Source organism: Burkholderia sp. RF4-BP95 (assembly GCF_001521985.1).
GTDB classification, from domain to species: Bacteria; Pseudomonadota; Gammaproteobacteria; order Burkholderiales; family Burkholderiaceae; genus Burkholderia; species Burkholderia diffusa.
In genome coordinates this window covers 18957-45284 of sequence record NZ_LOSX01000056.1, presented here as the reverse complement: position 1 = coordinate 45284, position 26328 = coordinate 18957, and the positions used below count along the sequence as shown (strand labels likewise).

Below are 26328 nucleotides of genomic sequence, written 5' to 3'. Positions count from 1 at the left end.
GATGGATCTCACCCTGCTCCGTGCGTTCGCGACGGTCGCCCGCGAAGGCAACCTGACGCGCGCCGCCGTGCATTTGCACCTGACGCAGCCGGCCGTCAGCCTGCAGATCAAGCATTTGCAGGAAACGCTCGGCGTCACGCTGTTCACGCGCACGTCGCGCGGGCTTGCGCTCACGCGCGACGGCCAGACGCTGCTGCCGCATGCGGAGCGCGCGCTGGCCGCGGCCGCGGACGTGCAGCGCGCCGCTGCCGCGCTGCGCCACGAGGTGCGCGGCCGGCTGCGGATCGGCACGATCCTCGATCCCGGCTTCCTGCGGCTCGGCGGCTTCCTGCGCGCGCTGGTCGAAACCCATCCGCAGATAGAAACCGCGTTGCGGCACGGGATGTCCGGCTGGGTGCTCGAACAGGTGCGCGCGCAGGCGCTCGACGTCGGCTATTACATCGGCCGGCCCGGCGAGGACGATCCGCGCGACGACGCGCTGTTCCACACGGTCACGCTCACGCACTTCCAGTACCGTGTGCTCGCGCCGGCCGGCTGGAAGGAGCGCGTGCAGCGCGCGCACGACTGGCGCGCGCTCGCCGCGCTGCCGTGGATCTGGACGCCGCCGGCGTCCGCCCATCACCGGCTGCTGTCGCGGCTGTTCGCGGCGGCCGGCGCGCAGCCGGTGAAGGTCGCCGAGGTCGACCAGGAGCAATCGATGCTCGATCTCGTGAAATCGGGGATCGGGTTGACGCTCGCGCGCGACTCGACCGCGTTGGCCGAAGCGCACGCGCATGCGCTGACGATCGTCGAACGCGTGACGGTGCCGACCGAACTGACTTTCGTGACGCTCGCCGAGCGGCGCGCCGAACCGGCGATCGCGGCCGCCCTGTGGCTGATCGAGACCCAATGGGCAATATGAGCGCCGCTGATGCCGGTGCGGCCGATCGGGCACCGGGCACCGGGCGTCGAACTTCGGCGTCCGACGCGCATCAGGTGCCCGATCGGCGCCCGTACGTGACGGGTGTTATCGCGAAAGGGCGCGAATCGCCGCCCCCGCGGCGCGTCGCCGCGTCCCGCCTTCCCGTCACGCCACCATCGCAGGCTTTTTGCTAGATTGTGCCTTCGCACACCGCGAGACCCCTGATTGAAGGAGACCCGCATGGCCCGCAACATCGAGATCAAAGCCCGCGCCCGTGAATTCGACCGGCTGCGCGAACAGGCGGCCAAGCTCGCCGCCGAAGCACCGCTCTTCTACCGCCAGCAGGATTTCTTCTACGACGTGCCGCGCGGCCGGCTGAAGCTGCGCCGCTTCGAGGACGGCACGCCGGCCGAACTGATCTTCTACCAGCGCGACGACCGTGACGGCCCGAAGGCGTCGTACTACACGCGCAGCCCGGTGACGAACCCGGACGCGATGCACTCGCTGCTCGCGACCGCGCTCACCACGCGCGGAATCGTGACGAAGGAACGGCACGTCTACCTCGTCGGCCGCACGCGGATCCACCTCGACCGCGTCGACGGCCTCGGCGACTTCATCGAACTGGAAGTGGTGCTCGGCCCCGACGACGACGAAGCCGGCGGCGAAGCCGAAGCCCATGACGTGTTCGCCAAGCTCGGCGTGGCGCAGGAGGATCTCGTCGCGGTCGCGTACGTCGACCTGCTGAACGCCGACGCACGATCCGAAGCGGCCTGATCCGGCCCTGTCCGCGGCGGCGCCTCGCGCCCCGCCGCCGGCCCGGCCACCGCGTCAGGCGGCGCCGGGCGCCAGGTGCGCGAGCGGCAGCGCGCCGTTGCGCTTGAAGGTCGTCAGCACGATGTTCGAGCGCACGCTGTCGACGCCCGGCACGCGCATCAGCTTCTTCATCACGAACTGCGACAGCGCGTTGAGATCCGGCGCGACGATCCGCAGCAGATAGTCGGCGTCGCCGACCACCGCATGACATTCGAGCACTTCGGGCAGCACGTCGATCTGTTGCTGGAACTGCTCGATGATCGAATCGCCGTGGTGCTTGAGCTTCAGGCTCGTGAACGCCGTGACGCCGAGCCCGAGCTTTTCGGGGCGCAGCATCACGCGGTAGCCTTCGATCACGCCGGCCGCCTCCAGCCGCTGCAGCCGCCGGCCGATCTGCGACGGCGACAGCGGCACCTCCTCGCCGAGCTGCTGGTGCGTCGCGCGGCCGAAGCGCTGCAGCACGTCCAGAAGCGCGAGATCGAAGTGATCGAGTTCCAGCATGAGCATTCTCCGCATTGATTCCGATTTTGATGCGCGATTATCGCATCAATAAGCGAATCCACGCCATCTTTGCGCCCATTCCGCATGTCGCCCGCTCTACACTTGCATGGTTCCCAACCACAGCGTGCAGAGCCTCACCATGTCCACCGTCGTCACCGCGAAACTGCAGGAGCAGTTCGACGCGGGCCTCGAAACCCGCGCCGATTTCACCATCGACCAGCCGCTCGAACGCTACGGCCAGGTCGACCACGCGGTGTGGCGGCAGCTCTATGCGCGCCAGTCGGCGCTGCTGCGCGGACGCGCATGCGACGCGTTCGTCGCGGGGCTCGGGAAGATCGAGCTGCCGGCCGACCGCGTGCCGTCGTTCGCCGACGTGAATCGCCAGCTGAAACCGGCCACCGGCTGGGAAATCGTCGCCGTGCCGGGCCTCGTGCCCGATCGCGTGTTCTTCGAACACCTCGCGAACCGGCGGTTTCCGGTCACCTGGTGGATGCGGCGCCCCGATCAGCTCGATTACCTGCAGGAACCCGACTGCTTCCACGACCTGTTCGGCCACGTGCCGCTCCTGATCGAGCCGGTGTTCGCCGACTACATGCAGGCATACGGCCGCACCGCCCTCGCGGTGGCGGACGACGAAGCGGCGCTCGCGCGGCTGGCGCGTCTCTATTGGTATACGGTGGAGTTCGGGCTGATCCGCGACCCGAACGGCACGAACGGGCTGTCGATTTACGGCGCCGGGATCGTGTCGAGCAAGGGCGAGAGCCTGTACAGCCTTGAAAGCGCGGCGCCGAACCGGCTCGGTTTCGACCTCGAGCGCGTGATGCGCACGCGCTACCGGATCGACACGTTCCAGAAGACCTACTTCGTGATCGACGATTTCGCGCAATTGTTCGCGCTGGCCGACGTCGACGGCCGTGCGCTGGCCGACCGGCTGGCCGCGCTGCCCGAATTCCCGGCCGGCGCGGTGGTCGACGGCGATCTCGTGCTGCAACGCGGCACGGGCGAAGGCTGGCCGGACGACGCCGACGCGTAAGTCCGCGGGCCATGCCGGCGTGATTCGCGCGCCGGCGCCCGCCCCTCCCGATGTCCGTCTCCGGATGGCCGTCCCGCAACTATGAAACAATGACCGGTACCGGCTTTGCCGCGTGGCCCTTGCCCGCGTGCGGGCGCCGTTACCGAACGAGGTGCAACATGATCCACAAGCTCACATCAGAAGAACGCAAGACCCGGCTCGAAAGCCTGCCGCACTGGACGGCCGTGCCGGGCCGCGACGCGATCCAGCGCAGCCTGCGCTTCGCCGATTTCAACGAGGCCTTCGGCTTCATGACGCGTGTCGCGATCAAGGCGCAGGAAATGAACCACCATCCGGAATGGTTCAACGTGTACAACCGCGTCGACGTGACGCTGTCGACCCACGACGCGGACGGCCTGACCGAACGCGACATCGCGCTCGCGACGTTCATCGACCAGGTGTGCGCCCACACGGAACCGGCCGCCTGAGACGTTCCTCTACCACCGCGCGTCTTTCGACGCGCGGCGCGTCAACTTTTCATTTCGATGAACGTTTTCTAGGATGTACTCAGCGAAAGCCTTCAGCTTTCCAAGCCATCCTTAAGGCGCACGTAAGTCTCGTACGCTTTCCGCGCCTTGGGGTCCAAACCTTCCAGTTGCAGCGCGCCTTCGCGCTGTACAATCAGCAGCGCATACGGCTTGGAGAGCGCGCTGGCCTCTTCGCAGAGTTTGAGTTCGTCGCCGCTCGACGGCGAGCGGGCGCGCCAGAAATTGATCGCGGCTTCGAGGTCGTGAATCGAAATATCGGACATGATTGGATTTAATCGTTCGCTGGCCGCCATGCTTGATTGTCAGGCGATGCGGCGCCCCTGTGGAAACGGCGTCGTGCTATCCGCGTGCCTGAACCGCCAACCCATTGTACTTGAGCGAACTTCATGCGACTCCTTCTGATCGAAGACGACCGCCCCATCGCACGCGGTATCCAGAGCAGCCTCGAGCAGGCTGGCTTCACCGTCGACATGGTGCATGACGGCATCTTTGCCGAACAGGCGCTGGCACAAAACCGCCACGAACTCGTGATCCTCGACCTCGGCCTGCCGGGCATCGACGGAATGACGCTGCTCACACGTTTCCGCCAGACCAATCGCCACACGCCGGTCATCGTGCTGACCGCGCGCGACGAATTGAACGACCGGATTCAGGGCCTGAACTCCGGCGCCGACGATTACATGCTCAAGCCGTTCGAGCCGGCCGAGCTCGAAGCGCGCATCCGCGCGGTGATGCGCCGCAGCGGCCCGCACAGCGACATGCCGCGTCCGGAAGTGTCGCTCGGCGGTGTCCGCCTGTCGGGCGTCGATCGCCGCATCTTCAACGACGACAAGCCGCTGGAACTGTCGCCGCGCGAATTCGCGGTGCTCGAAATGCTGCTGCTGCGTCACGGCCGCGTGGTCAGCAAGGCCCAGCTGCAGGATCACCTCACGCATTTCGGCGGCGATCTCGGCGACACCGCGATCGAAGTCTACGTGCACCGGGTGCGCAAGAAACTCGAGCAGTGCCGTGTCGAAATCGTCACGGTGCGCGGCTTCGGCTACCTGCTGCAGGAAATCCGCCAGACCGCGAGCGTCTGAGCGGCGCCGCACGCCGGCCGGCCGCGTGCCGCCGGCAAGCCGCCCTGCCCGCGTCGCCGTCCGACGCACGTCCGCGCCGCTCCCCGTGAGCGGCGCTTATCCATTTGCCCGTCGAAATGTCTTCTGATCCGGCTGTCACCACCAGCCTGCGCCGCTCGCTGCTTCGACGCCTCGCTGCGCCGCTGTCGATGCTCGCGCTGATGAGCGGCCTGATTGCCTACTGGCTCGCGTGGCAATACACGCAACACGTGATCGACCGCTCGCTCGCCGATCTCGCCACCGCCATCTCCAAACAGATCCAGATCGCCGGGCCGGACGCGCCGTTCACGGTGCCGCCGCTCGCGCAGGCGATGTTCTCCGATCCGGCGGAGGCGCTGATCTACCGGATCAGCGACGGCGAACAGGAACTCGCCGGCGACCCGAAGCTGCCGCTGCGCGGCATCAACGTGCGCCGCATGCATCACGCGTACGTGTTCGAGGCCGAGTACGACAATCGCGCGGTGCGCGTCGCGCAGGTGCGCGTCGACGATGTCGAAGGCGGCAAGCCGATGGTGGTCGAGGTCGCGCAGCCGGTGCGGCACCGCTACCGGATCGCGGCCGAATTCCTCGTCGCGATCATGATGCCGCTGCTGCTCCTGCTGCTCGCGGGCTGGGGCATCGTGTGGCGGGTCGTGAACCAGCAGCTCGGCCCGCTCACGCATCTCGCCGATTCGCTGAACCGGCAGACCCACACATCCCTGGAGCCGGTCGACGAGACCGACGTGCCGCTCGAGATCCGGCCGCTGACGAGCGCGATGAACGCACTGCTCGGCCGCCTGAAGACCGCGCTCGACGCGCAGCGCAAGTTCATCGCCGATGCCGCGCACCAGTTGCGCACGCCGCTCACGGCCGTAAAGCTGCATGCCGAGCAGGCCGCCGTCGCGCGCGACCCGCAGCAGACCTACGCCGCGGTGCGCGAACTGCGCGCGGCCGCCGACCGCGCGGTGCGGCTGTCGAATCAGCTGCTGTCGCTCGCGCGTGCGGAACCGGGCGAACAGGCCGCGCGTTTCGTCGACGTCGACCTGGCCGCGATGGCGTTCGAGACGGGCGCCGAGTGGGTGCCGCGCGCGCTCGCATCGCATGTCGACCTCGGCTTCCAGCGCAGCGACGATCCCGGCGAAGACGAGACGCTGAACGTGCGCGGCAACCCCGTGCTGCTGCGCGAAGTGATCGCGAACCTGCTCGACAATGCGCTGAAATACGTGCCGCTCGCACGGCCGGCCGGCGCGCGGATCACGGTGAACGTCGCGCGCGGCGCGCTCGAGGACGGCCAGCCGGCCGCCGAGATCGTCGTCGAGGACAACGGCCCGGGCGTGCCGGCCGGCCAGCAGGCCGACCTGTTCAAGCGCTTCTTCCGCGGCGATGCGCAGAGCGGCAACGGCGTCGAGACCGGCGCCGGGCTCGGGCTCGCGATCGTGCACGACATCATCGCGATGCACGGCGGCACGGTGTCGTACGAGGATGCAGCGGAAGGTGGTTCGCGTTTCGTGGTGCGGGTGCCGCTCGCCAAGCGCACCGCGAAGCCGGCAAGCGAGACGCCGGCCGCCGCGCCGACGCACTGAAGCGCGCGCGCCAGCCCGTATCGGGCAGGACGGACGGCCGCGCGGCGGCCATCCGGTGAAGGTGAAGCAGCCGCGCACGATGCGCGGCCGCGCCGGTCACTTCTTCTTTTTCTTGTCCTTCGCGCCGGACTCCGACTTCCGGTCCTTCTTCTTTTTCTTCTTGCCGTCGTCGTCGGGCGTGGCGAGCAGCGTGCCGCGACACGCGACCGCGCCGCAATGGCACGCGTATTCGCGCTTGAGCTTCTTCGTCAGCTTCTCGTCGATCACGAGGCCATAGTCGTAGAACAGCTCTTCTTCCGGCCCGATATCGCGCAGCGCGTGGATGAACACGCGGCCCTTGATCTCCTCGGCCTCGCAGTTCGGCGCGCACGAATGGTTGATCCAGCGCGCGCTGTTGCCGTCGATCTTGCCGTCGATCACGCCGCCCTCTTCCAGTGCGAAGTAGAACGTATGATTCGGCTCGTTCGGGTCGTGCGGATGGCGGCGCAGCGCTTCCTTCCACGAAATTCGCTCGCCCTTGTATTCCACTACGCGTTCGCCGGCCTTGATCGGCTCCACCGCGAACACGCCCTTGCCGTGTACTCCCGAGCGGCGCACCGCGATCCTGCGTGAACTCATCGAACGAATCCTTTGAAGACGACTTGAATGGAAGACGGCCGCGTTTGCGTCCTGCGCGGCCCTGCGTCGCGCGAAACGAAAACGCGGCACCGGTCGGTGCCGCGTCGGGGCATGCGGCGAATCACCCGCATCCTACACGTTCACGATTGCTTCGTTCAACATCGCGCGCAATATCGCGCGCATGACGCTCAGCGCTGGCCGAATGCGATGTCGCCGAACAACGTCTTGTGCTCGCGCGGCTGCGAGCGCCAGTACTGCGGCGGCGCCGAAACCTGCGCGCCGAGCTCGGCGGCCGCATGCCACGGCCAGCGCGGGTCGTACAGCATCGCGCGCGCCATCGCGACGAAATCGGCGTCGCCGGACTCGATCAGCCGGTTCGCATGCGCGGGCTCGTTGATGAGGCCGACCGCGATCGTCGGCATCCCGACCGCGCGCTTCACCGCCTGCGCGAACGGCACCTGGTAACCGGGCGACAGCGGAATCTTCTGCAGCGGCGACACGCCGCCGGACGACACGTCGATCCAGTCGCAGCCGCGTTGCTTCAGTTCGTGCGCGAACACGATCGTATCCTCGAGTTCCCAGCCGCCCTCGACCCAGTCGGTCGCCGACACGCGCACGCCGACCGGCCGGTCCGCCGGGAACGCCGCGCGCACGATCTCGAAGATCTCGAGCGGAAAGCGCATCCGGTTGTCTCGCGAGCCGCCGTATTCGTCGGTGCGCTGGTTCGAAAGCGGCGACAGGAACTGATGCAGCAGATAGCCGTGCGCCGCGTGCACCTCGATCGCATCGATGCCAAGGCGCGCCGCACGCTTCGCGGCCGCAGCGAACGCTTCGCGGATCCGGTTCAGGCCGGCCGCGTCGAGCGCGAGCGGCGGCGTCTCGCCGTCCTTGTGCGGTAACGCCGACGGCGCATGCGGCAGCCAGCCGCCATCGGCGACGGACACGAGCTGGCCGCCCTTCCACGGCACCTCGCTCGACGCCTTGCGCCCCGCATGCGAGAGCTGCATCGCGACACGGACCGGCGAATGCTTGCGGATCGCCGCCAGCACGGGCTCGAGCGCCGCTTCGGTCACGTCGTCCCACAGGCCGAGGTCGCCGGCCGTGATGCGCCCGTCGGGTTCGACGGCGGTCGCTTCGATGCAGAGCAAGCCCGCGCCGGACAACGCGAGATGGCCGAGGTGAATCATGTGCCAGTCGGTCGCCTCGCCGCGCTCGGCCGAGTACTGGCACATCGGGGAGATCACGATCCGGTTCGGAAGGGTCACGCCGCGCAGCGTGAACGGAGAAAACAGCGCAGTCATGGATGCCGCTCGCCAGGAAAGGGAAAGACCGGATCAGCGTAGCATGCGGGCTCGAAGCCTGCTGGCAGCCGGTTCGGCAGTAAGCGGATGGTCAGGCAGGGCCGGCGTGCAGCCGGCAGCGAGGCAGCGCGCATGCGGCGTGCGGCGGTGCACCGGCCGCAATGCCCGCGGGCCGGTCACGCGCGATGCCGCTCGCCCGGGATCAAAGCCCGACGCTGTCGAGCCACTCGCCGAACATGCGTCGGGCGGCCGTCTCCAGCACAGGACCGTGTTGAACGGTGTCGGCGCGCAACTGGCGCGCGTCGATGCCGGGCGTCGACGCGATTTCGCCGGCGTTGCCGATCAGCCAGGGTTCGAAACGGTCGGCGCGGATTTCAGGATGACATTGCAGCGCCAGCACGTGCTGCCCCCACGCGAACGCCTGGTGGCGGCACGCCGGGGTCGAGGCGAGATGGATCGCGCCGCCCGGCAGGTCGAACGTATCGCCATGCCAGTGCAGCATCGAGGTCGCCGCGCCGTCGAGATGGCGCAGCGGCGACGCGCGGCCCGCGTCGGTGAGCGTCAGCGGCGCCCAGCCGAGTTCCTTCTGCGCAGCCGGATAGACGCGCGCACCGAGCGCGCGGGCGATGAACTGCGCGCCGAGGCAGATGCCGAGGATCGGCAGTCCGGCGTCGATGCGCTGGCGCACGAGTGCCGCGAGCGGCGCGATCGACGGATACTGCGCATCCTCGTACACGCTGAGTGGCCCGCCGAGCATCACGAGCAGCGCCGGCTTGAGCGCGTCGAGCGCCTCGACGCGCGACGATCCGACGTCGACGTAGCGCACCCGCCGCCCGCGCTCTCCGAGCACCTGCTCGAAGCTGCCGAGGTCCTCGAAATGCACGTGGCGGATCGCGACCACTTCAGCGTTCATCATCGGCCTCCCGGTCGATCGACGGACGTCAGCCGGCGAATACCTTCCAGGTCTTCTTTTGCGTCGCCGCGTCGGCTTCTTCGTGCACCGAACAGTCGAGACGCAGATCGCTGTCGGCCATCGACAGATCGAGCGCCGCGCAGTGATGCACGGTCTTCTTCGACTGCTTGCCCGGCTGGAAATGCGCGCACGTCAGGCACATGCGCTGCGGCGGCGTCGCACCGGCCACCTGCAGTTCGCGCAGCGTCTTCAGCAGCGCACGGTACAGCGTGCCCTGCTCGTCCGCGCCGAGCTTGCCGACCGCTTTCGTCAGGAATTCAGGCCATTGCAGCGCCTTCTTCGCCGCGGTACGGCCGCGGGCCGACAGGCGCACGGCGAGCGCACGGCCGTCGTCCAGTGCGCGACGCTTCTCGACGAGACCCTTCGTCTCGAGCGTGCTGACCGCATCGCTGGTGGTCGCAGCCGTGAGCTGCGTCTCGCGTGCGATCTCGCCGAGCCGCATCGGGCCCTTGCGTTGCAGCAGCAGCACGAGGATCTCGCCCTGCGTCGGCGTGAGGCCTGCGCCTTCCGCCCAATCCCATGCCTGGCTTCGCATGGCCGTACTCAACCGCAGCAAGCTGTGGGTCACACGTCCCGAAGCCTGATTCCCGTAAACGCCTTCGCTCATAGTCTTTTCGCTTTGCCGCCGCCCGGATCGCCGAGCAGCCGTAGTGTGGAGATCGAATGTCATCTCAAAACAGACGCTCGTTGAAGAGCGTCGACACGGCCGTCGCGAGGCACACGCGGCGGTCGCGTTCGCGGCGACCGGTGAGACACGGGTCGTTCCGGTGTCCGCAAAGCCGACATTCTAAGCGAGAGCGGAAAATCGCACAGCTAAGTTATCCCCTGCATTCTGTGGAAAATCGCTGGATAACCGGATTTTTTCGTTGTGCCGGCAATCTCTGCCGACCCCACAACCGAACGCGCAAACATTTTCCTGTTCGAATCGGCCATCGTGCCGACGGCATCGGTCCACCGGGTTATCCATCCCGCAGAGCGTTGACTTTGAAGCGGAATATCGGGTTATCCACAGATTTTCAGGACGACTGGCGACGCGCTGCGCACGAATCGGCGCCGAACGGCGTTCAGCGAATCGCCGCGCGGTCGAGCCTGTAATCTGCAAAACATTTTTTCATTCACGCCAGCGCAGGCACTGCTGACGGACCGTCTCGTTCAGCGATTTTTCCTGTTTGAAAACGGTTCTCAACCACGATGCGTCATTCACGCGCGCCTTCGCGAGCGCGCCGATCTCGTCGAGCGCCGCGCGCGAGCCGAGCGCGGCCGCATGCGGCGCGATCCGGTCGAGCGTGTCGAGGATGTCTTCCGCGATCGTGCGGCGCTCACCTGTCTGAGGATTGACGCAGGTGCCCTCGAGCCCGAAGCGGCACGCTTCGAAACGATTGAATGTGTAGACGAGATAGTCGTCCTCCGACAGCTTCAGCGGCCGGTCGGTCAGCAGGTAGCGCGCGAGCGTCTGGATGTAGCAAGCAATCGCGGCCGCGCGATCGACCGACAGCGGCGTGTCCATCACGCGCACCTCGATCGTCCCGTAGCCGGGCTTCGGCCGGATGTCCCAGTAAAAGTCCTTCATCGAGTTGACGACGCCCGTGTTGACCATCTTCATGAAGTACTCCTCGAAGCTGTCCCAGGTCAGCACGAACGGCGCGCGGCCCGACAGCGGGAACGCGAACACCGAATTCAGGCGCGCCGAATGGAAGCCGGTGTCGACGTTCTGCACGAACGGCGACGACGCGGACAGCGCGATGAAGTGCGGAATGAAGCGCGACATCGAGTGCAGCAGGAACAGCGCGCTGTCCGGATCGGGACAGCCGATGTGCACGTGCTGGCCGAACACGGTGAACTGCTTCGCGAGATAGCCGTACAGCTCGGAGATGTACTGGAAGCGCGGCGCGTCGTAGATCTGCCGGTCGCTCCACTGCTGGAACGCGTGCGTGCCGCCCCCGGCGAGCCCAACGTTGAGCTGGTCGGCCGCCTTCACGAGCACGTCGCGGATCGCGTGCAGCTCGCTGACCGCCTGCTCGTGCGAATGGCAGATGCCGGTCGACAGCTCGATCATGCTCTCGGTGATTTCGGGCGTGATGTTGCCGGGGAAGGTCTCGCCCTGGATGAGGCGCATCAGGTCGGATGCCGCCTTGGTCAGGTCGTAGTTGTGCGTGTTGACGACCTGGATCTCCAGTTCGACGCCGAACGTGAACGGTTCGGAATTGACGAAAGTTTCGAGTGCCATGGCAGGTTCCGGAAATCAGTTGCCGTCGCTGCGTTCGCTGACCGCCGACAGGCAGCGGTAGACGACGAACGGGCTGACAAGCTGCAGGATCACGATCGTGCACATCACGATCGCGCGCAGGTGCGGGTCGAAATTCGGATAGAGCTGGTAGGTGTCGTCGACGAGCAGGTACGACAGCGCGGACATCGGCGTGAGCGCGATACCGAGCGCGATGCCCTGCTTCATCCCGATGCCGCTCGGCTTCGCGAACGCGACGACGCCGGCCAGCTTCGCCACGAGCCGCGTGACGATCAGCGCGATCGCGAGCAGCCCGCCGAGTGCGATGTCGCCCCACGTGAACGACGTGAGCGTCAGCACGAACAGCACCACCGTCAGCAGCCAGCCGGCCGTGCCGAAATGCTCGGGCCACAGCTGCGGCCGCGCTTCGAGGTTCTTCACGATGATGCCGGCGAGCAGCAGCGTGAGCAGCGTCGACAGCTTCAGCGCCTGCGCCACCGCGATCGCGAGCATCACGAGGCCGAACAGCGCGACGAACGAATGCTCGTCGCGCATCGTCGAGGTCATGTGGCGGAACAGGTAATTGCATGCGCGCGCGACCAGGTACGCGACGATGAACGAACCGGCGATCAGGTAGACGGGCTGCAGGATCGTCGCGAAGACGTTCCCGTACGCCTCCTGGTGGAGCCAGCTCGTGACGAGCTTGGTCAGCACGATCGCGTACACGCTGTTCAGCGCGGTCAGCGTGATGAGGCGCTGCGACACCTGCCCTTCCGCGCGCAGTTCGGTCTTGAGCTGGATCACCATCGACGGCGACGTCGCGATCGCGATCGCCGACAGCACGAGCGCGACCATGCCCGACACGCCGAGCGCGAGCATCACGAACAGCACGAGCACGAACGTCAGCGTCGCCTCGGCAAGGCTCGACGCAATGAGCCACGGATTGCGGCGAATCCATTTCAGGTCGAGACGGCTGCCGAGCTCGAACAGCAGCAGGCCGAGCGCGACGTCGATCAGCAGCCGCGAGGTTTCGTCGGTGCTCGCGTCGATCACGCCGAATCCGAACGAACCGGCGACGAGACCGATCACCGCATAGCCGGTGATGCGCGGCAACCGCCATGCGCGGTAGCACAGCTCGCCGCACAGACCGGCCGCGAACAACGCGAGCCCGGCCCAGAACACGGCATCCGGCGCGAGCGGCCAGTTGGGCAGGAATGAGAACGCCGACTTCATCGTGGTGACTTCTCCTTTGGAAGCAATCGCCAGCGGCGCGGGGTCAAGCGTCAGAAATGAGATGCGCGCCGGCTGGGTATCGCCCCGAATGTGATTGTTGTGGTCGACGACGGCGGGACATGGGATCCGCCTTTTTCCGCCGTCCGGCGGAACTGTCGTTCAGGCTGCCGATCTGGATTGTCGGCCTGGTGTGTGAACGGACTGCGCAGTCTCGAAGATTCAGATTCGAAATCGTGCCGACCGTTCCATTGAAGCATGTCCGGCGCCTGGCCGAACGAACGCGAAGGAAACCGATTGTGCCACAGCTTTTTCGCTCCGGAACCGATCGAATCGACTCGCGGCCCTGTGAGGCACCACAGGTCTTTGGTTTCAATGGTTTACTTGTATATATACGTAGTAGAAGTTAACAAGACGCGCACAGTTCTGTGGATAACTTCGGTTTACGCAACAAGATCAAGGCGTTGGCACAGCGATAACCCGTTGCACAGGCTGTTTGCTCACAGCGGTTTGAGTTGAGCAACTTTCGAGCCGTTCGACGACTGTGCCGAGTTGCCCAGTTTACGTCCACTGTGATTGCACACGAACCGCGCGTGGATTCCGCGCGGTTATCCACAGCGTCGAGTGGATAACCTTGCGCGAAAAAATCGAAGGACTGTGAGATTTCGGCTGACGAGATCAGCCGATCTGGCGGCCGCGCAGCGCGCGGATCAGGAATCGGGCCGGGTCGACGGCATCGGCGAGTTCGCGCTCGAGCGGCAGCGGCTCGCCCTCGAGTTGCGACGCGATCAGCTCGGCGCCGAGCGCCGCCCACACCAAACCGCGGGAGCCGTAGCCGAATGCGCCGTAGAGCCCAGCGGTGCGCGGCAGGTCGCGCGCCTTCGCACCGCTCAGCGCACGTGCGTTCGCGACGGTCTGCGCTTCGTCGGCGAGCGGGCCGATCACCGGCACGCGGTCGGCGACGACCCAGCGAAACGCGACGCGCCCGCGCAGCGTCCCGACGTCCGGCAGATCGCCGATCAGGCCGGGCAGCAGATGCCGCACGCGCTCGACATTTTCGATATGTCCGGCGGGGCGCATCGCAGGATCGAGGTCGTCCGGTTCGAATGTTGCGCCGATCAGCAGCGTGCCGTCGTCGAGCGGCACCGCATAGCCGTCGCCGATCGCCGGGCACGGCAGAGGCGCCGTGCTGCCGGGCGGCAGCAGCGTCAACTGGCCGCGCACCGGCTGCAGCGCGACGTGCCGCAGGCCGGCGAGACGCACGGCATCGCCCGCGTTCGCGAGCACGACGACCGGCGCTTCGGCGAGCGTCGCACCTGCCGCATCGACGGCGCGCCACGTGTCGCCGTCACGCTCGAGTCGAGCGACCTCGGTGCCGGCCAGCAGTTTCACGCGCTCACCGGCCGCCGCGACTTGCGCGGCGCAGAGCGCTGCCGGCCATACGGCGCCGCCGTGCGGAAACAGCAGGCCGCCATGTGCGACGGGCAGGTTCAGATGCGCGCGTGCGGCGTCGGTGTCGAGCAGCGACACGTAGTCGGACGGTGCGCCGAGCGCGTCGAACGCCTCGCGCATCCGCACGAAATCGTCGGCCGATTCCGCGAGATGAATCATTCCGCGCGTGCTGCGCGCGAACGCATGGCCGGCCTGCTCGAGCGCGCGCCAGCGTGCGAGCGCATGCAGGAAACCGCTGCGCGTGAGGCGGCTCGCGACGTTGTCGTCGCGCGTCATCAGTGGATGAAATACACCGGCCGGATTGCCCGATGCATCGCTCGCGATCCGCGCGTGCCGCTCGATCAGCGTGACGTTCCAGCCGCGTGCCGCAAGCCGTTCGACGACCGCGCAGCCGGCCAGGCCCGCGCCGATCACGATCGCATCGCGCGCGGCGACCGGCAATGCGCGTGGCGGTTCGTGCCGGCGCATCCGCCAGCGCGGTGCATATTCGCCCGCGAGCATCGCGAACTTGCCGGCCAGCCCGGCGATCTTGCGATACGTGAAACCCGCGTCGAGGAGCGCTTGTTTCACCACGCCCGCGCTCGAATACGTCGCAAAGGTCGCATCGTCGGCGGCGACGCGTGCGAGTGCGCGAAACACATCGGCCGACCAGAGCTCCGGGTTTTTTGCGGGCGCGAAGCCGTCAAGATAGAACGCATCGGCGCGTGCGACCAGTTTCGGCAGCATCTCGCGCGCGTCGCCCAGTGCGAGCGTGAGCACGACGCGGCCGGCGTCGAATTCGAGGCGATGAAAACCTGGAACGAGCATCGGCCACGCATCGGCGAGCATCCCCGCTTCTGCCGACATGGTTGTGTTCGCAACTATATTTGACAGTGCGTGGCGCAGATCGTCGCGCGAAAACGGATGTTTCTCGAACGACACGAAATGCAGCCGCTCGCAGCGCGCGGGATCGTCGCGCCAGGCGGCCCAGGTCGCGAGGAAGTTGGCGCCCGCGCCGAACCCGGTCTCGACGATGGTGAACGTGCGGCGGCCTTGCCAGCGCGCGGGCAGCGCGTTGCCCGCGATGAACACGTGGCTCGCCTGCGCGAGCGCGCCCGCGACGTTGTGATAGATGTCGCCGTATGCGGGCGAGACGAGGGTGCCGTCGTCGCGAAACGCGAGCGTGGCGGGAACGAGTCGGTCGGGCATGCGAAACAAAAAACGTGGCAGCCAAGCCTGGCAAGGGATTGCGCGGAGGCGTCCGGCGGGCCGTTGGCAAAAACCAACGGCGTTGCGCGACGGCGGACCCGGCTGCGTATCCTGTCCGGTTGGCGCAGGTCAAAAAACGGGCAATCGACGATTCATTCGGCGAAATACCGATGAAAATCTTTGAAACCCTTGTCGTTATTGGGTTTGCGCTGCGCTATCATAGCAACGCCGTACCGCGGGGTGGCCGCCGGCAAGCCGGACGGCACGTCGCGCGGGCCAGGATTCGGCGCTGTGCCGTCGGAGTCTGACTCTCGACGGCACGGTTCGCGCACGTATAATCGGCGCGTTCGCGCTGTTCGTGTCAAACCTAACCTGAAAAAGGAACCTTAATGAACAAACAGGAACTGATCGACGCCGTCGCCGCCCAAACGGGCGCCAGCAAGGCTCAAACCGGCGAAACGCTGGACACGCTGCTCGAAGTCATCAAGAAGGCCGTGTCGAAGGGTGATGCGGTTCAGCTGATCGGCTTCGGCAGCTTCGGTTCGGGCAAGCGCGCAGCACGTACGGGCCGCAACCCGAAGACGGGCGAAACCATCAAGATCCCGGCAGCCAAGACGGTCAAGTTCACGGCTGGCAAGGCGTTCAAGGACGCCGTCAACAAGCGTTAATTCAGCGCCTGTTCCAGGAAAAAAACCCGCCTTCCGGCGGGTTTTTTGTTGGGCGCGCGCGGCATTTTCGCCACAGTTCGCGTCACTCTTGCAAGATTTAACGGTTACTGTCCGCAGCCGTTTTTCCCGAGTTTTACCGTGTATTACGCGTGCACGATCTGCGTGTCGCCCGGGTCTTCGTCGTCGTGCGAATCGACATCCCACACCGGAAACGGATCGTCGAACGTGGCCCATTGCGGCGCGCCGAGCGCGAATTCCGCATCGGTGAGCAGGCATGTGTCGAGTTTCGCGCGCCATGCGTCGGCGTCGAGTCCGATGCCGATCAGCACGAGTTCCTGACGGCGATCGCCGACCGAGCGGTCGTCGAGGTCGCCCTGCCACTCCGTGCGAATTTCGGCGAGCAACTCGTCGTCGTCCGGCCATTCCGCGCGATCCTGCGCGGCCCACCAGAGACCTGCCGGGCCATGCCGGCACACGCCGCCCGCCTGCGACAGCGAACCCGCGATGTCGTTGCGCGTCGCGAGCCAGAAGAAGCCCTTGCTGCGCAGCACGCCCGGCCACTCCTGATGCAGCAGCGCCCAGAGTCGCGCCGGATGAAACGGCCGGCGCGCGCGATAAACAAAATTGCCGATGCCGAATTCGTCGGCCTCGCCATGCACGTGCGCGTGATGCGGATCGTGGCACTCGGGATCGTCGCAATGCGTGTGATCGTGATCGAGCGACGCGAGCCAGCCCGGCGCGTTCGCGGCTTCGTCGAAATCGAAGCGGCCGGTGTTCAGCACTTCGCCGAGCGCCACGTTGCCGAACGTCGACACGACCTGGTGCGCGCGCGGGTTGAGCCGCGCAAGGATGTGCTGCAGGCGCGCGAGTTCGTCCGCGCCGACGAGGTCGGCCTTGTTGATCACCAGCACGTCGCAGAATTCGATCTGCTCGATCAGCAGCTCGACGAGCGTGCGATCGTCTTCGTCCGATGCGGCGATGCCGCGCGTCGCGAGCGCGTCGTCGGAACCGTAGTCGCGCAGGAAATTGTAGGCGTCGACCACGGTGACGAGCGTGTCGAGGCGCGCGACGCTCGACAGCGACGCGCCGTCGTCGTCGACGAACGTGAAGGTTTCGGCGATCGGCATCGGCTCCGCGATGCCGGTCGATTCGATCACGATCGCATCGAAGCGGCCGTCCGCCGCGAGATTGCGGATCTCGACGAGCAGGTCGTCGCGCAGCGTGCAGCAGATGCAGCCGTTCGACATCTCGACGAGACGTTCCTCGACGTGCGACAGCGCCTGCGCATCGCGCACGAGCGACGCGTCGATGTTGACCGCCGCGAGATCGTTGACGATCACGGCGACTTTCAGGCCCGCGCGGTTCGCGAGGATGTGATTGAGCAGCGTGGTCTTGCCGGCGCCGAGGAAACCGGACAGCACGGTGACGGGCAACGGCTGGTTCATTGCCGGATTCATAACGATTTGCACCAACGGAAAAGAGGGAAAAGCGGCCGCGGCGCCCTGGCGGGGCGCGATCGGCCCGGGCCGGTCGAAATCGCGGCGTGAGATGCGCATTGTGCATCAAACGCGCGCCGGTCGAGCGGCACGGCGTCAGCCGGCGCTGCGGCGCGGCGTCACTGCTCGGGCGGCAGCAGCTTCCACTGCGCCAGGATTCCGGCGATCTGCCGCGCGTACTTGTCGCGCAGCGACGGCGTTTCGGAATGATAGGCGCCGACGGCCTGCCATGTGTTGCCGTAGCGATTCATCTTCTGGCGCAGGTGCCACGCGGCGATGTAGACGCTCTTGCACGGCTGCATCAGCGTGTCGCGGCCGATGCCGTAGCGCGACAGCGTCGGCAGGTGGATCGAATTGATCTGCATCAGGCCGTAGTCGACCGAGCCGTTCGTGTTCTTGTTCAGCGCGTCGGGCCGGTTGCGCGACTCCTGCCACGCGATCGCGCGCAGGATCAGCGGATTGACCTTCTGGTAGCGGGCGGCTTCGTCGAAACAATCCGCGCGAGCGTTTCCGCAGGCGAACCACGCGCCGGCGGCGATCAACGCGATCGAAGCGAACCGTCTGTTCATGTTGCGGAAACGAAAGGGAAATGACGCAAGGATCGGGAAAACCCGTGTCTGTTATTCGTACGACTGGAAACGCGCCGCCCGTATCATACAGACAGTCCGTCGCGTGACGACAAGCGAAAGGCGGCAGCCCGTTTATACCGCATTTTCGTGTCGATTCATCGCAAAACGACGGCGATGACCTGAATGCCGGGGCATTGCCGAAATCTTACATATTGCATACGGTGTGCCGGATACATGTCGTATGTGAGACAGTCTTCGGATCAATGTGATATTTCGGACATGAAAAACTGCTAATGTCGCGCCTTTAGGACCTGGATCCCAGCACTACCGCCGGAAGTGGCCTGAGCCGGCATCGACCCAATCATCCATGACAAGAAATCGCTTCGTTATGCGGCGCATCGCCACGACCTTGATGGTCGCCGGCATCATCGTCTCGCAGGCCGCCTACGCTCAGGTCACGCTCAATTTCGTGAATGCGGATATCGACCAGGTCGCCAAGGCGATCGGCGCCGCAACCGGCAAGACCATCATCGTCGACCCCCGCGTGAAGGGGCAGCTCAATCTCGTGGCCGAACGGCCGGTACCGGAAGACCAGGCGCTGAAGACGCTGCAGTCGGCGCTGCGCATGCAGGGCTTCGCGCTGGTGCAGGATCACGGCGTGCTGAAGGTCGTGCCGGAGGCCGACGCAAAGCTGCAGGGCGTGCCGACCTATGTCGGCAATGCGCCGCAGGCGCGCGGCGACCAGGTCATCACGCAGGTGTTCGAGCTGCGCAACGAATCGGCGAACAACCTGCTGCCGGTGCTGCGGCCGCTGATCTCGCCGAACAACACGGTCACCGCCTACCCGGCGAACAACACGATCGTCGTCACCGACTACGCGGACAACGTGCGCCGCATCGCGCAGATCATCTCGGGTGTCGACAGCGCCGCGGGCGCGCAGGTTCAGGTCGTGCCGCTGCGCAACGCGAACGCGATCGACCTGGCCGCGCAACTGCAGAAGATGCTCGACCCCGGCGCGATCGGCAACAGCGACGCGACGCTGAAGGTGTCCGTCACGGCCGATCCGCGCACCAACTCGCTGATGCTGCGCGCGTCCAGCGCGTCGCGCCTCGCGGCCGCGAAGCGCCTCGTGCAGCAGCTCGACGCGCCGAGCGCGGTGCCCGGCAACATGCACGTCGTGCCGCTGCGCAACGCCGACGCGGTGAAGCTCGCGAAGACGCTGCGCGGCATGCTCGGCAAGGGAAGCGGCAGCGACAGCGGTTCGTCGGCGTCGTCCAACGATGCGAACAGCTTCAACCAGGGCGGCGGCTCGTCGTCGAGCGGCAACTTCTCGACCGGTACGTCGGGCACCCCGCCGCTGCCGTCGGGCGGCCTGGGCGGTTCGTCGTCCTCGTCGTACGGCAGCGGCGCGACGGGCAGCGGCGGCCTCGGTACTGGCGGCCTGCTCGGCGGCGACAAGGACAAGGGCGACGACAACCAGCCGGGCGGGATGATCCAGGCCGACTCGGCGACCAACTCGCTGATCATCACCGCGTCCGATCCGGTCTACCGGAACCTGCGCTCGGTGATCGACCAGCTCGACGCACGGCGCGCGCAGGTCTATATCGAAGCGCTGATCGTCGAGCTGAACTCGAACACGTCCGGCAACCTCGGCATTCAGTGGCAGATCGCTCAGGGCCAGTTTCTCGGTGGCACGAACTTCAGCGCTCCCGGTACACCCACCGGCAACATCCTCGGTGTGTCGGGCGCGGTTGCAGCCGGCGGTGCGACGGGTCTCGGCGCGTTGGGGCAGACTCTCCTGCCGGGCCTCAACGTCGGTTGGCTGCACAACATGTTCGGCGTGCAGGGCCTCGGCGCGCTGCTGAATTACTTCGCGGGCGTGAGCGACGCGAACGTGCTGTCGACGCCGAACCTCATCACGCTCGACAACGAAGAGGCGAAGATCGTCGTCGGCCAGAACGTGCCGATTCCGACGGGTTCGTATTCGAACCTGACGAGCGGCAACACGAACAACGCATTCAATACCTACGATCGCCGCGACGTCGGTCTCACGCTGCACGTGAAGCCGCAGATCACCGATGGCGGTATTCTGAAGCTGCAACTCTACACGGAGGATTCGGCGGTCGTGACCTCCACTGCGACCGCAGTCAACGGTCCGACCTTCACCAAGCGCTCGATCCAGTCGACGATCCTCGCGGACAACGGCGAAATCATCGTGCTCGGCGGCCTGATGCAGGACAACTACGCGGTGTCGAACAGCAAGGTGCCGCTGCTGGGCGACATCCCGTGGATCGGCCAGCTGTTCCGCTCGGAGAACAAGAACCGCCAGAAGACCAACCTGATGGTGTTCCTGCGCCCGGTGATCATCAACGATCGCAATGTCGCGCAGCAAGTCACGGCTAACCGCTACGACTACATTCAGGGCGTGACGGGCGCGTACAAGTCGGACAACAACGTGATGCGCGACAAGGACGATCCGGTCGTCCCGCCGATGCCGCTCGGCCCGAGCCAGGGCGGCACGCCCGCCGGGAACCTGTTCGATCTCGACAAGATGCGTCGCCAGCAGCTGCAGCGCCAGGTCGCGCCGGTGCCGGCCCAGCCGTTGCCGGAGGCAACGCCCGCGCAGCCGCAGAGCGTGCCGCAGCAGGCCGTGCCGCAACAGCCGCTGACCGCCACGCCGGGAGCCTCGCAGTGACCGACGTGCTCGCGTCCTCCGCCCACGACGGCGCGCCGGGCGAACGGCAGCCGCCGTCGCCGCTCGCCGCGCGCCTGTTGCCGTACGGCTTTGCGAAGAGCGGCCAGGTGCTGATCGCGCACCAGCTCGACGACACGCTCGAGGTGTGGATCAGCGAACGCACGAACGACGCGGCGCTCGCCGAAATCGCGCGCAACTTCGGCTCGATCTCCGTGCATCGCGTGCCGGCCGACGAGCTCGCGCAGGCGATCAACCAGGCCTATGCGCGCCAGGACGGCAGCGCGGCGCAGATCGTCGGCGAGGTCGAAGGCGAAGTCGACCTGTCGCGGCTGATGCAGGACATTCCCGAAGTCGAGGATCTGCTCGAATCGGAAGACGACGCGCCGATCATCCGGATGATCAACGCGCTGCTCACGCAAGCGGCGCGCGAACAGGCATCGGACATTCACATCGAGCCGTTCGAGAACGCATCGGTCGTGCGGTTTCGCGTCGACGGCACGCTGCGCGACGTCGTGCGCCCGAAGAAGGCGCTGCACGGCGCGCTGATCTCGCGGATCAAGATCATGGCGCAGCTCGACATCGCCGAGAAGCGCCTGCCGCAGGACGGCCGCATCACGCTGCGCGTCGGCGGCCGGCCGGTCGACGTGCGCGTGTCGACGCTGCCGACCGGGCACGGCGAGCGCGCGGTGCTGCGTCTGCTGGAAAAGGATGCGCAGCGCCTGAACCTCGAGGCGCTCGGGATGGGCCGCGACACGCTCGTTCAGTTCGACAAGCTGATCGGCCGCCCGCACGGGATCGTGCTGGTGACGGGCCCGACCGGTTCGGGCAAGACGACGACGCTGTATGCGTCGATGTCGCGGCTCGAAACGGCGACGACCAACATCATGACCGTCGAGGATCCGATCGAATACGACCTGTCCGGCATCGGCCAGACGCAGGTGAACGAGCGGATCGGGATGACCTTTGCCCGCGCGCTGCGCTCGATCCTGCGCCAGGACCCGGACGTGATCATGATCGGCGAAATCCGCGATCTGGAAACCGCGCAGATCGCGGTGCAGGCGTCGCTCACGGGCCACCTCGTGCTCGCGACGCTGCACACGAACGATGCCGCATCGGCCGTCACGCGCCTGACCGACATGGGCGTCGAGCCGTACCTGCTCGCGTCGTCGCTGCTCGGCGTGCTCGCGCAGCGCCTGGTGCGCCAGCTCTGCCCGGTCTGCAAGGAAGAGCGGCACGAGGAAGGCCGCACCGTGTGGCATCCGGTCGGCTGCGACAAGTGCGGGCATTCGGGCTACACCGGCCGGCGCGGCGTGTACGAACTGCTGGTCGTCGACGATTCGATCCGCACGCTGATCCACCGCAACGCGGCCGATGCGGAGATTCTCGCCGCGGGCCGCGCGGAAGGGATGCGCACGCTGCGCGACGACGCCGAGCGCTGGCTCGCGGCCGGCGCGACGTCGCTCGAGGAAGTGCTGCGCGTGACGGGAGGCGCATAGCGCGATGCCGGCATTCCGTTTCGAAGCAATCGATTCGGCGGGGCGCGCGCAGAAAGGCGTGATCGACGCCGACAGCGCGCGCGCCGCGCGCGGGCAGCTGCGCACGCAGGGGCTCACGCCGCTCGTCGTCGAGCCGGCCGCCAGCGCGACCCGCGGCGCGCGCTCGCAACGCCTCGCGTTCGGCCGCAAGCTGTCGCAGCGCGAGCAGGCGATCCTCACGCGCCAGCTCGCGAGCCTGCTGATCGCGGGGCTGCCGCTCGACGAGGCGCTCGGCGTGCTCACCGAGCAGGCCGAGCGCGACTACATCCGCGAATTGATGGCCGCGATCCGCGCGGAAGTGCTCGGCGGCCATTCGCTCGCGAACGCGCTGGGCCAGCATCCGCGCGACTTTCCGGAAATCTACCGCGCGCTCGTCGCGGCGGGCGAGCACACCGGCAAGCTCGGCATCGTGCTGTCGCGCCTTGCCGACTACATCGAACAGAGCAATGCGCTGAAGCAGAAGATCCTGCTGGCGTTCACGTATCCGGGAATCGTCACGCTGATCGCATTCGGCATCGTCACGTTCCTGCTGAGCTATGTCGTGCCGCAGGTCGTCAACGTATTCGCGAGCACGAAGCAGCAACTGCCGCTGCTGACGATCGTGATGATGGCGCTGTCGGATTTCGTCCGGCACTGGTGGTGGGCGATCCTGATCGCGGTCGCGCTCGTCGTGTGGTTCGTGAAGGCGACGCTGTCGCGCGACGGGCCCAGGCTCGCGTTCGACCGCTGGGTGCTGACGGCGCCGCTCGCGGGCAAGCTCGTGCGCGGCTACAACACGGTGCGCTTCGCGAGCACGCTCGGCATCCTGACCGCGGCCGGCGTGCCGATCCTGCGCGCGTTGCAGGCGGCCGGCGAGACGCTGTCGAACCGCGCGATGCGCGCGAACATCGACGATGCGATCGTGCGCGTGCGCGAAGGCTCCGCGCTGTCGCGCGCGCTGAACAACGTGAAGACGTTTCCGCCGGTGCTCGTGCACCTGATCCGTTCCGGCGAGGCGACGGGCGACGTGACGACGATGCTCGATCGCGCGGCGGAAGGCGAGGCGCGCGAACTCGAGCGGCGCACGATGTTCCTGACGAGCCTGCTCGAGCCGCTCTTGATCCTCGCGATGGGCGGCATCGTGCTCGTGATCGTGCTGGCCGTGATGCTGCCGATCATCGAGCTGAACAACATGGTGCAGTGACGGCCCGGGCGCCGGTCGGGCCGCCGCCGTTCAACGCATGTAGATCGCGGGGGACGGCGTGTTCGCGGGGAGCTGGATTTCGGCGCGGGCGCCGTTGCGGTCGACGATGATCGAGCGGCTGCGGACTTCGGCGAGCTTCGCGCCGGGCGTGACTTCCGCGCCGAGCGACACGGCACGCGGCGGTTCGCCGCCGACGCCGACGATCGCGGCACCGCCATGATCGAGCGCGAGAATGCCGAACAGGTGGATGTCCTGCACGGGATTCTTGTCGAGCTGTCCGCCGAAGAGCGCGGCGGCGTCCTCGGTGCGGATCGGCAACCGCGCGGCGGCGGCGGGCAGCGGCGCTTCGCGGGCCGACAGCGTGACGACCCAGTAGGTGGCCGTCGCGCACAAACCCGCGAAGAGGGCTAGGGAGAGGATCCGGATCGAGAGCGCGTTCATGCGCGCTATTGTACGGATGTATATGAAATTTGCGTTGGGTGAAAGCCCTCGGCAATGCGCGCCTTACAATGCGTGCTCCGCGCCCGGGGAAACGGAAGCCGGCCGTCAGGCAAGCGTCCGGAATGCGCCGGGTGCGTCACTCAATCGACGATATTTTTTGGAAAGAGGTAGTCAGTCATGCAAACGTGGATCACTCGCCGTAATGCGGCCGTGCGCCGTCAGCGCGGTTTCACGCTGATCGAGATCATGGTGGTGGTCGCGATCCTCGGGATCCTGGCGGCACTGATCGTGCCGAAGATCATGAGCCGTCCCGACGAGGCACGTCGTATCGCCGCGAAGCAGGACATCGGCACGATCATGCAGGCGCTCAAGCTGTACCGTCTCGACAACGGCCGCTATCCGACCCAGGAACAGGGCCTGAACGCGCTGACCCAGAAGCCGACCACCGATCCGATCCCGAACAACTGGAAGGACGGCGGCTATCTCGAGCGCCTGCCGAACGATCCGTGGGGCAACGGGTACAAGTACCTGAACCCGGGCGTGCACGGCGAGATCGACGTGTTCAGCTACGGCGCCGACGGCAAGGAAGGCGGCGAGAGCAACGATTCCGACATCGGTTCGTGGCAGTAAGCGCGCGCTGACCGGACCGACGTTCTTCCCGTTTCTTCACTTCATGCCCGCCCTTCGCACGCCCTTGCGCTCCGCTCGCGCTCGCCGCGATGCCCGCGACGGCCGCGTGCGTCGCGGCGCGGCCGTGACCGCGGCGCGAGCGCGCGGCTTCACGCTGCTCGAGATGCTGGTCGTGCTCGTGATCGCGGGCCTGCTGGTGTCGCTCGCGTCGCTGTCGCTCACGCGCAATCCGCGCACCGACCTGCGCGAGGAAGCGCAGCGCATCGCGCTGCTGTTCGAGACGGCCGGCGACGAAGCGCAGGTGCGCGCACGTCCGATCGCGTGGCAGCCGACCGCGCACGGCTTCCGTTTCGACGTGAGCTCGCCCGACGGCTGGCGCACGCTGCGCGACGACGTGCTGCGCCCGCGCGACTGGGACGGCGGCGTCACCGGCGCCGACATCGACTATCCGGGATCCGACACGCGTGCGAGCCGCGTCGTGTTCGGCATCGAAAGCGTCGACACGCCGGTACGCGTGACGCTGCATTCGGCGGTCGGCAGCGCGACGATCGTCGGCACCGGCAACGGCCGCTACGAGGTGCAATGACGATGCGTCGTCGCCTGCCCTTCCCGGCTCCTTCCCGAGGCTTCACGATGATCGAGGTGCTGGTCGCGCTCGCGATCATCGCGGTCGCGCTTGCCGCGTCGATCCGCGCGGTCGGCACGATGGCGACCAATGCATCCGATCTCCATCGCCGGCTGCTCGCCGGCTGGAGCGCCGACAACGCACTCGCGCAGCTGCGGCTCACGCATGCGTGGCCGGAGGTCGGCGAGCAGAGTTTCGACTGTTCGCAAGGCAACGTGCAGCTGGTCTGCACGCAGCGCGTGAGCACGACGCCGAACCCGGTGTTCCGGCGCGTGCAGATGTCGGTGAGCATGCCGGGGCACGTCGGCGTGCTCGCGCAAATGGTGACGGTGGTCGCGAATGAAACCAGCCGTCCGCTCTGACGCGCCGATGCGGCGCCGGCCCGTGCGTTCCGTCGGCCCGCGCCGCGTGCGCGGCTTCACGCTGATCGAACTGATGATCGCGATCGCGATCCTCGCGGTGGTCGCGATCCTCTCGTGGCGCGGGCTCGACCAGATCATGCGCGGCCGCGACAAGGTCGCGTCCGCGATGGAGGACGAGCGCATCTTCGCGCAGATGTTCGACCAGATGCGCATCGACGCGCGGCTCGCCGCCACCGACGACGAAGCCGGCCAGCCGGCGATCGGCGTCGCCGGCAACACGCTGCAGATCGTCCGCGAACTCGACGTGCCGGGCGCCGCGCCGCGGTTGCAGGTGGTCCGCTACCGGATCGCCGGCGGGCGCGTCGTGCGCTATGCGTCGCCGCCGCTCGACGACGCGAACCGCCTGCGCGACGTGCTGAAGGACAGCAGCGTCGACGGCTGGAGCTGGGTCGCGCTGATGGGCGGTGTCGGTGCGATCGACGCGAAGCTGTACGTGCCGCGCGTCGGCTGGACCACCAACCTGCAGGCGGCCAGCGACGCGCTGTCGCAGAACAACGATGCGCTGAAGGTGCCGCAGATCGGCAACGCGCCGCCGACGCGCGCGGTGACGGGGCTGCAGGTCAGCATCGGCGCGACGTCGCTGCGCGTGCCCGTCACGCGCATTTTCCTCGTCGGGGAATGAC

At 66.9% G+C, this 26328-nt stretch carries 26 protein-coding genes; 14 read left to right on the top strand and 12 right to left on the bottom strand.

Annotation, left to right across the window (positions count from 1 at the left end):
• Position 1: 1 nt before the first annotated feature.
• Positions 2 to 901 carry a LysR family transcriptional regulator gene (locus WS46_RS19845; protein WP_059691494.1) on the top strand — a complete coding sequence of 300 codons (900 nt, stop codon included), beginning with the start codon at positions 2 to 4 and terminating at the stop codon, positions 899 to 901.
• Positions 902 to 1141: 240 nt separating this feature from the next.
• A complete protein-coding gene (locus WS46_RS19840) occupies positions 1142 to 1675 on the top strand; it encodes a class IV adenylate cyclase (protein WP_059531241.1) in 534 nt (177 codons plus the stop codon).
• A gap of 54 nt (positions 1676 to 1729) precedes the next feature.
• On the opposite strand, the gene WS46_RS19835 is transcribed toward WS46_RS19840, so the two are convergent.
• Positions 1730 to 2215, bottom strand: a complete 486-nt coding sequence (locus tag WS46_RS19835; RefSeq protein ID WP_006408082.1) for an Lrp/AsnC family transcriptional regulator — start codon at positions 2213 to 2215, stop codon at positions 1730 to 1732.
• 106 nt (positions 2216 to 2321) lie between these two features.
• Between WS46_RS19835 and phhA the strand changes: the two genes are divergently transcribed.
• Both phhA and WS46_RS19825 read left to right on the top strand, forming a co-directional pair.
• On the top strand, positions 2322 to 3248 hold the full coding sequence (gene phhA, locus WS46_RS19830; RefSeq protein ID WP_082725368.1) for a phenylalanine 4-monooxygenase: 927 nt from the start codon (positions 2322 to 2324) through the stop codon (positions 3246 to 3248).
• A 158-nt stretch (positions 3249 to 3406) separates the two neighbouring features.
• Positions 3407 to 3715 (top strand): 4a-hydroxytetrahydrobiopterin dehydratase, encoded by a 309-nt coding sequence (locus WS46_RS19825; protein ID WP_059691493.1) that lies wholly within the window; start codon positions 3407 to 3409, stop codon positions 3713 to 3715.
• 92 nt (positions 3716 to 3807) lie between these two features.
• Here WS46_RS19825 and WS46_RS19820 read toward each other — a convergent pair whose 3' ends face one another.
• On the bottom strand, positions 3808 to 4038 hold the full coding sequence (locus WS46_RS19820) for a DUF3717 domain-containing protein (protein ID WP_006756491.1): 231 nt from the start codon (positions 4036 to 4038) through the stop codon (positions 3808 to 3810).
• A 123-nt stretch (positions 4039 to 4161) separates the two neighbouring features.
• On the opposite strand from WS46_RS19820, the gene WS46_RS19815 reads away from it, so the two are divergent.
• Positions 4162 to 4854: a response regulator transcription factor gene (locus WS46_RS19815; protein ID WP_006401494.1), complete on the top strand. Its 693-nt coding sequence runs from the start codon at positions 4162 to 4164 to the stop codon at positions 4852 to 4854.
• Positions 4855 to 4970: 116 nt separating this feature from the next.
• A complete protein-coding gene (locus tag WS46_RS19810; protein ID WP_059531258.1) occupies positions 4971 to 6455 on the top strand; it encodes a sensor histidine kinase in 1485 nt (494 codons plus the stop codon).
• A gap of 96 nt (positions 6456 to 6551) precedes the next feature.
• On the opposite strand, the gene WS46_RS19805 is transcribed toward WS46_RS19810, so the two are convergent.
• From WS46_RS19805 to mnmC, 7 genes are all read right to left on the bottom strand, one after another.
• Complete coding sequence (locus WS46_RS19805) at positions 6552 to 7073, bottom strand: SET domain-containing protein (protein WP_059691492.1); 522 nt, start codon at positions 7071 to 7073, stop codon at positions 6552 to 6554.
• A 188-nt stretch (positions 7074 to 7261) separates the two neighbouring features.
• Positions 7262 to 8374 carry an NADH:flavin oxidoreductase/NADH oxidase gene (locus tag WS46_RS19800; RefSeq protein WP_059691491.1) on the bottom strand — a complete coding sequence of 371 codons (1113 nt, stop codon included), beginning with the start codon at positions 8372 to 8374 and terminating at the stop codon, positions 7262 to 7264.
• Positions 8375 to 8576: 202 nt separating this feature from the next.
• Positions 8577 to 9287, bottom strand: a complete 711-nt coding sequence (locus WS46_RS19795; RefSeq protein ID WP_059531420.1) for a glutamine amidotransferase — start codon at positions 9285 to 9287, stop codon at positions 8577 to 8579.
• A 28-nt stretch (positions 9288 to 9315) separates the two neighbouring features.
• The gene (locus WS46_RS19790) at positions 9316 to 9954 is read right to left on the bottom strand and encodes a MarR family winged helix-turn-helix transcriptional regulator (RefSeq protein WP_059531266.1); all 639 of its coding nucleotides are present in this window, start codon (positions 9952 to 9954) and stop codon (positions 9316 to 9318) included.
• A gap of 504 nt (positions 9955 to 10458) precedes the next feature.
• The gene (locus tag WS46_RS19785) at positions 10459 to 11574 is read right to left on the bottom strand and encodes a YbdK family carboxylate-amine ligase (protein WP_034183814.1); all 1116 of its coding nucleotides are present in this window, start codon (positions 11572 to 11574) and stop codon (positions 10459 to 10461) included.
• Positions 11575 to 11589: 15 nt separating this feature from the next.
• A complete protein-coding gene (locus WS46_RS19780; protein ID WP_059531269.1) occupies positions 11590 to 12804 on the bottom strand; it encodes a cation:proton antiporter in 1215 nt (404 codons plus the stop codon).
• Positions 12805 to 13479: 675 nt separating this feature from the next.
• Positions 13480 to 15441, bottom strand: coding sequence for a bifunctional tRNA (5-methylaminomethyl-2-thiouridine)(34)-methyltransferase MnmD/FAD-dependent 5-carboxymethylaminomethyl-2-thiouridine(34) oxidoreductase MnmC (gene mnmC / locus WS46_RS19775; protein WP_059691490.1), 1962 nt, complete (start codon positions 15439 to 15441; stop codon positions 13480 to 13482).
• A 389-nt stretch (positions 15442 to 15830) separates the two neighbouring features.
• Here mnmC and WS46_RS19770 point away from each other — a divergent pair, with 389 nt between their 5' ends.
• A complete protein-coding gene (locus tag WS46_RS19770) occupies positions 15831 to 16109 on the top strand; it encodes an HU family DNA-binding protein (protein ID WP_006401505.1) in 279 nt (92 codons plus the stop codon).
• A gap of 143 nt (positions 16110 to 16252) precedes the next feature.
• Here WS46_RS19770 and WS46_RS19765 read toward each other — a convergent pair whose 3' ends face one another.
• Positions 16253 to 17566 carry a GTP-binding protein gene (locus tag WS46_RS19765; protein WP_059691489.1) on the bottom strand — a complete coding sequence of 438 codons (1314 nt, stop codon included), beginning with the start codon at positions 17564 to 17566 and terminating at the stop codon, positions 16253 to 16255.
• A 158-nt stretch (positions 17567 to 17724) separates the two neighbouring features.
• On the bottom strand, positions 17725 to 18174 hold the full coding sequence (locus WS46_RS19760; RefSeq protein ID WP_059691488.1) for a lytic transglycosylase domain-containing protein: 450 nt from the start codon (positions 18172 to 18174) through the stop codon (positions 17725 to 17727).
• Between the two features lie 367 nt (positions 18175 to 18541).
• On the opposite strand from WS46_RS19760, the gene gspD reads away from it, so the two are divergent.
• Genes gspD through gspF form a run of 3 tightly spaced genes read left to right on the top strand, consistent with a single transcriptional unit; the run spans position 18542 to position 23587 of the window.
• Complete coding sequence (gspD, locus tag WS46_RS19755) at positions 18542 to 20869, top strand: type II secretion system secretin GspD (RefSeq protein ID WP_059531280.1); 2328 nt, start codon at positions 18542 to 18544, stop codon at positions 20867 to 20869.
• Complete coding sequence (gspE, locus tag WS46_RS19750; RefSeq protein ID WP_059531283.1) at positions 20866 to 22365, top strand: type II secretion system ATPase GspE; 1500 nt, start codon at positions 20866 to 20868, stop codon at positions 22363 to 22365. Before gspD ends, gspE begins: the two co-directional genes overlap by 4 nt.
• 4 nt (positions 22366 to 22369) lie before the next feature.
• Positions 22370 to 23587 carry a type II secretion system inner membrane protein GspF gene (gspF, locus tag WS46_RS19745; RefSeq protein ID WP_059531287.1) on the top strand — a complete coding sequence of 406 codons (1218 nt, stop codon included), beginning with the start codon at positions 22370 to 22372 and terminating at the stop codon, positions 23585 to 23587.
• Between the two features lie 30 nt (positions 23588 to 23617).
• Here the strand turns inward: gspF and WS46_RS19740 are convergent, their stop codons facing one another.
• Positions 23618 to 24028: a type II secretion system protein N gene (locus tag WS46_RS19740; protein WP_059448336.1), complete on the bottom strand. Its 411-nt coding sequence runs from the start codon at positions 24026 to 24028 to the stop codon at positions 23618 to 23620.
• 177 nt (positions 24029 to 24205) lie between these two features.
• Here WS46_RS19740 and gspG point away from each other — a divergent pair, with 177 nt between their 5' ends.
• From gspG to WS46_RS19720, 4 genes are read left to right on the top strand one after another with little or no spacing between them, the layout of a single operon-like run.
• Entirely contained in the window at positions 24206 to 24658 is a 453-nt protein-coding gene (gene gspG / locus WS46_RS19735) for a type II secretion system major pseudopilin GspG (protein WP_059531290.1), read from the top strand.
• 43 nt (positions 24659 to 24701) lie between these two features.
• Positions 24702 to 25244 carry a GspH/FimT family pseudopilin gene (locus WS46_RS19730; protein WP_059531294.1) on the top strand — a complete coding sequence of 181 codons (543 nt, stop codon included), beginning with the start codon at positions 24702 to 24704 and terminating at the stop codon, positions 25242 to 25244.
• Positions 25241 to 25645, top strand: a complete 405-nt coding sequence (gene gspI / locus WS46_RS19725) for a type II secretion system minor pseudopilin GspI (RefSeq protein ID WP_059691487.1) — start codon at positions 25241 to 25243, stop codon at positions 25643 to 25645. Before WS46_RS19730 ends, gspI begins: the two co-directional genes overlap by 4 nt.
• Complete coding sequence (locus WS46_RS19720) at positions 25623 to 26327, top strand: type II secretion system protein J (protein ID WP_059531300.1); 705 nt, start codon at positions 25623 to 25625, stop codon at positions 26325 to 26327. The genes gspI and WS46_RS19720 overlap by 23 nt, the downstream gene beginning before the upstream one ends.
• The last annotated feature ends 1 nt before the right edge of the window (position 26328 follow it).

Coding starts and splice junctions, on each gene's coding strand:
- WS46_RS19845 (WP_059691494.1), top strand. CDS start 2: ATGGATCTCACCCTGCTCCGTGCGTTCGCGACGGTCGCCCGCGAAGGC.
- WS46_RS19840 (WP_059531241.1), top strand. CDS start 1,142: ATGGCCCGCAACATCGAGATCAAAGCCCGCGCCCGTGAATTCGACCGG.
- WS46_RS19835 (WP_006408082.1), bottom strand. CDS start 2,215: ATGCTGGAACTCGATCACTTCGATCTCGCGCTTCTGGACGTGCTGCAG.
- phhA (WP_082725368.1), top strand. CDS start 2,322: ATGGTTCCCAACCACAGCGTGCAGAGCCTCACCATGTCCACCGTCGTC.
- WS46_RS19825 (WP_059691493.1), top strand. CDS start 3,407: ATGATCCACAAGCTCACATCAGAAGAACGCAAGACCCGGCTCGAAAGC.
- WS46_RS19820 (WP_006756491.1), bottom strand. CDS start 4,038: ATGTCCGATATTTCGATTCACGACCTCGAAGCCGCGATCAATTTCTGG.
- WS46_RS19815 (WP_006401494.1), top strand. CDS start 4,162: ATGCGACTCCTTCTGATCGAAGACGACCGCCCCATCGCACGCGGTATC.
- WS46_RS19810 (WP_059531258.1), top strand. CDS start 4,971: ATGTCTTCTGATCCGGCTGTCACCACCAGCCTGCGCCGCTCGCTGCTT.
- WS46_RS19805 (WP_059691492.1), bottom strand. CDS start 7,073: ATGAGTTCACGCAGGATCGCGGTGCGCCGCTCGGGAGTACACGGCAAG.
- WS46_RS19800 (WP_059691491.1), bottom strand. CDS start 8,374: ATGACTGCGCTGTTTTCTCCGTTCACGCTGCGCGGCGTGACCCTTCCG.
- WS46_RS19795 (WP_059531420.1), bottom strand. CDS start 9,287: ATGAACGCTGAAGTGGTCGCGATCCGCCACGTGCATTTCGAGGACCTC.
- WS46_RS19790 (WP_059531266.1), bottom strand. CDS start 9,954: ATGAGCGAAGGCGTTTACGGGAATCAGGCTTCGGGACGTGTGACCCAC.
- WS46_RS19785 (WP_034183814.1), bottom strand. CDS start 11,574: ATGGCACTCGAAACTTTCGTCAATTCCGAACCGTTCACGTTCGGCGTC.
- WS46_RS19780 (WP_059531269.1), bottom strand. CDS start 12,804: ATGAAGTCGGCGTTCTCATTCCTGCCCAACTGGCCGCTCGCGCCGGAT.
- mnmC (WP_059691490.1), bottom strand. CDS start 15,441: ATGCCCGACCGACTCGTTCCCGCCACGCTCGCGTTTCGCGACGACGGC.
- WS46_RS19770 (WP_006401505.1), top strand. CDS start 15,831: ATGAACAAACAGGAACTGATCGACGCCGTCGCCGCCCAAACGGGCGCC.
- WS46_RS19765 (WP_059691489.1), bottom strand. CDS start 17,566: ATGAATCCGGCAATGAACCAGCCGTTGCCCGTCACCGTGCTGTCCGGT.
- WS46_RS19760 (WP_059691488.1), bottom strand. CDS start 18,174: ATGAACAGACGGTTCGCTTCGATCGCGTTGATCGCCGCCGGCGCGTGG.
- gspD (WP_059531280.1), top strand. CDS start 18,542: ATGACAAGAAATCGCTTCGTTATGCGGCGCATCGCCACGACCTTGATG.
- gspF (WP_059531287.1), top strand. CDS start 22,370: ATGCCGGCATTCCGTTTCGAAGCAATCGATTCGGCGGGGCGCGCGCAG.
- WS46_RS19740 (WP_059448336.1), bottom strand. CDS start 24,028: ATGAACGCGCTCTCGATCCGGATCCTCTCCCTAGCCCTCTTCGCGGGT.
- gspG (WP_059531290.1), top strand. CDS start 24,206: ATGCAAACGTGGATCACTCGCCGTAATGCGGCCGTGCGCCGTCAGCGC.
- WS46_RS19730 (WP_059531294.1), top strand. CDS start 24,702: ATGCCCGCCCTTCGCACGCCCTTGCGCTCCGCTCGCGCTCGCCGCGAT.
- gspI (WP_059691487.1), top strand. CDS start 25,241: ATGACGATGCGTCGTCGCCTGCCCTTCCCGGCTCCTTCCCGAGGCTTC.
- WS46_RS19720 (WP_059531300.1), top strand. CDS start 25,623: ATGAAACCAGCCGTCCGCTCTGACGCGCCGATGCGGCGCCGGCCCGTG.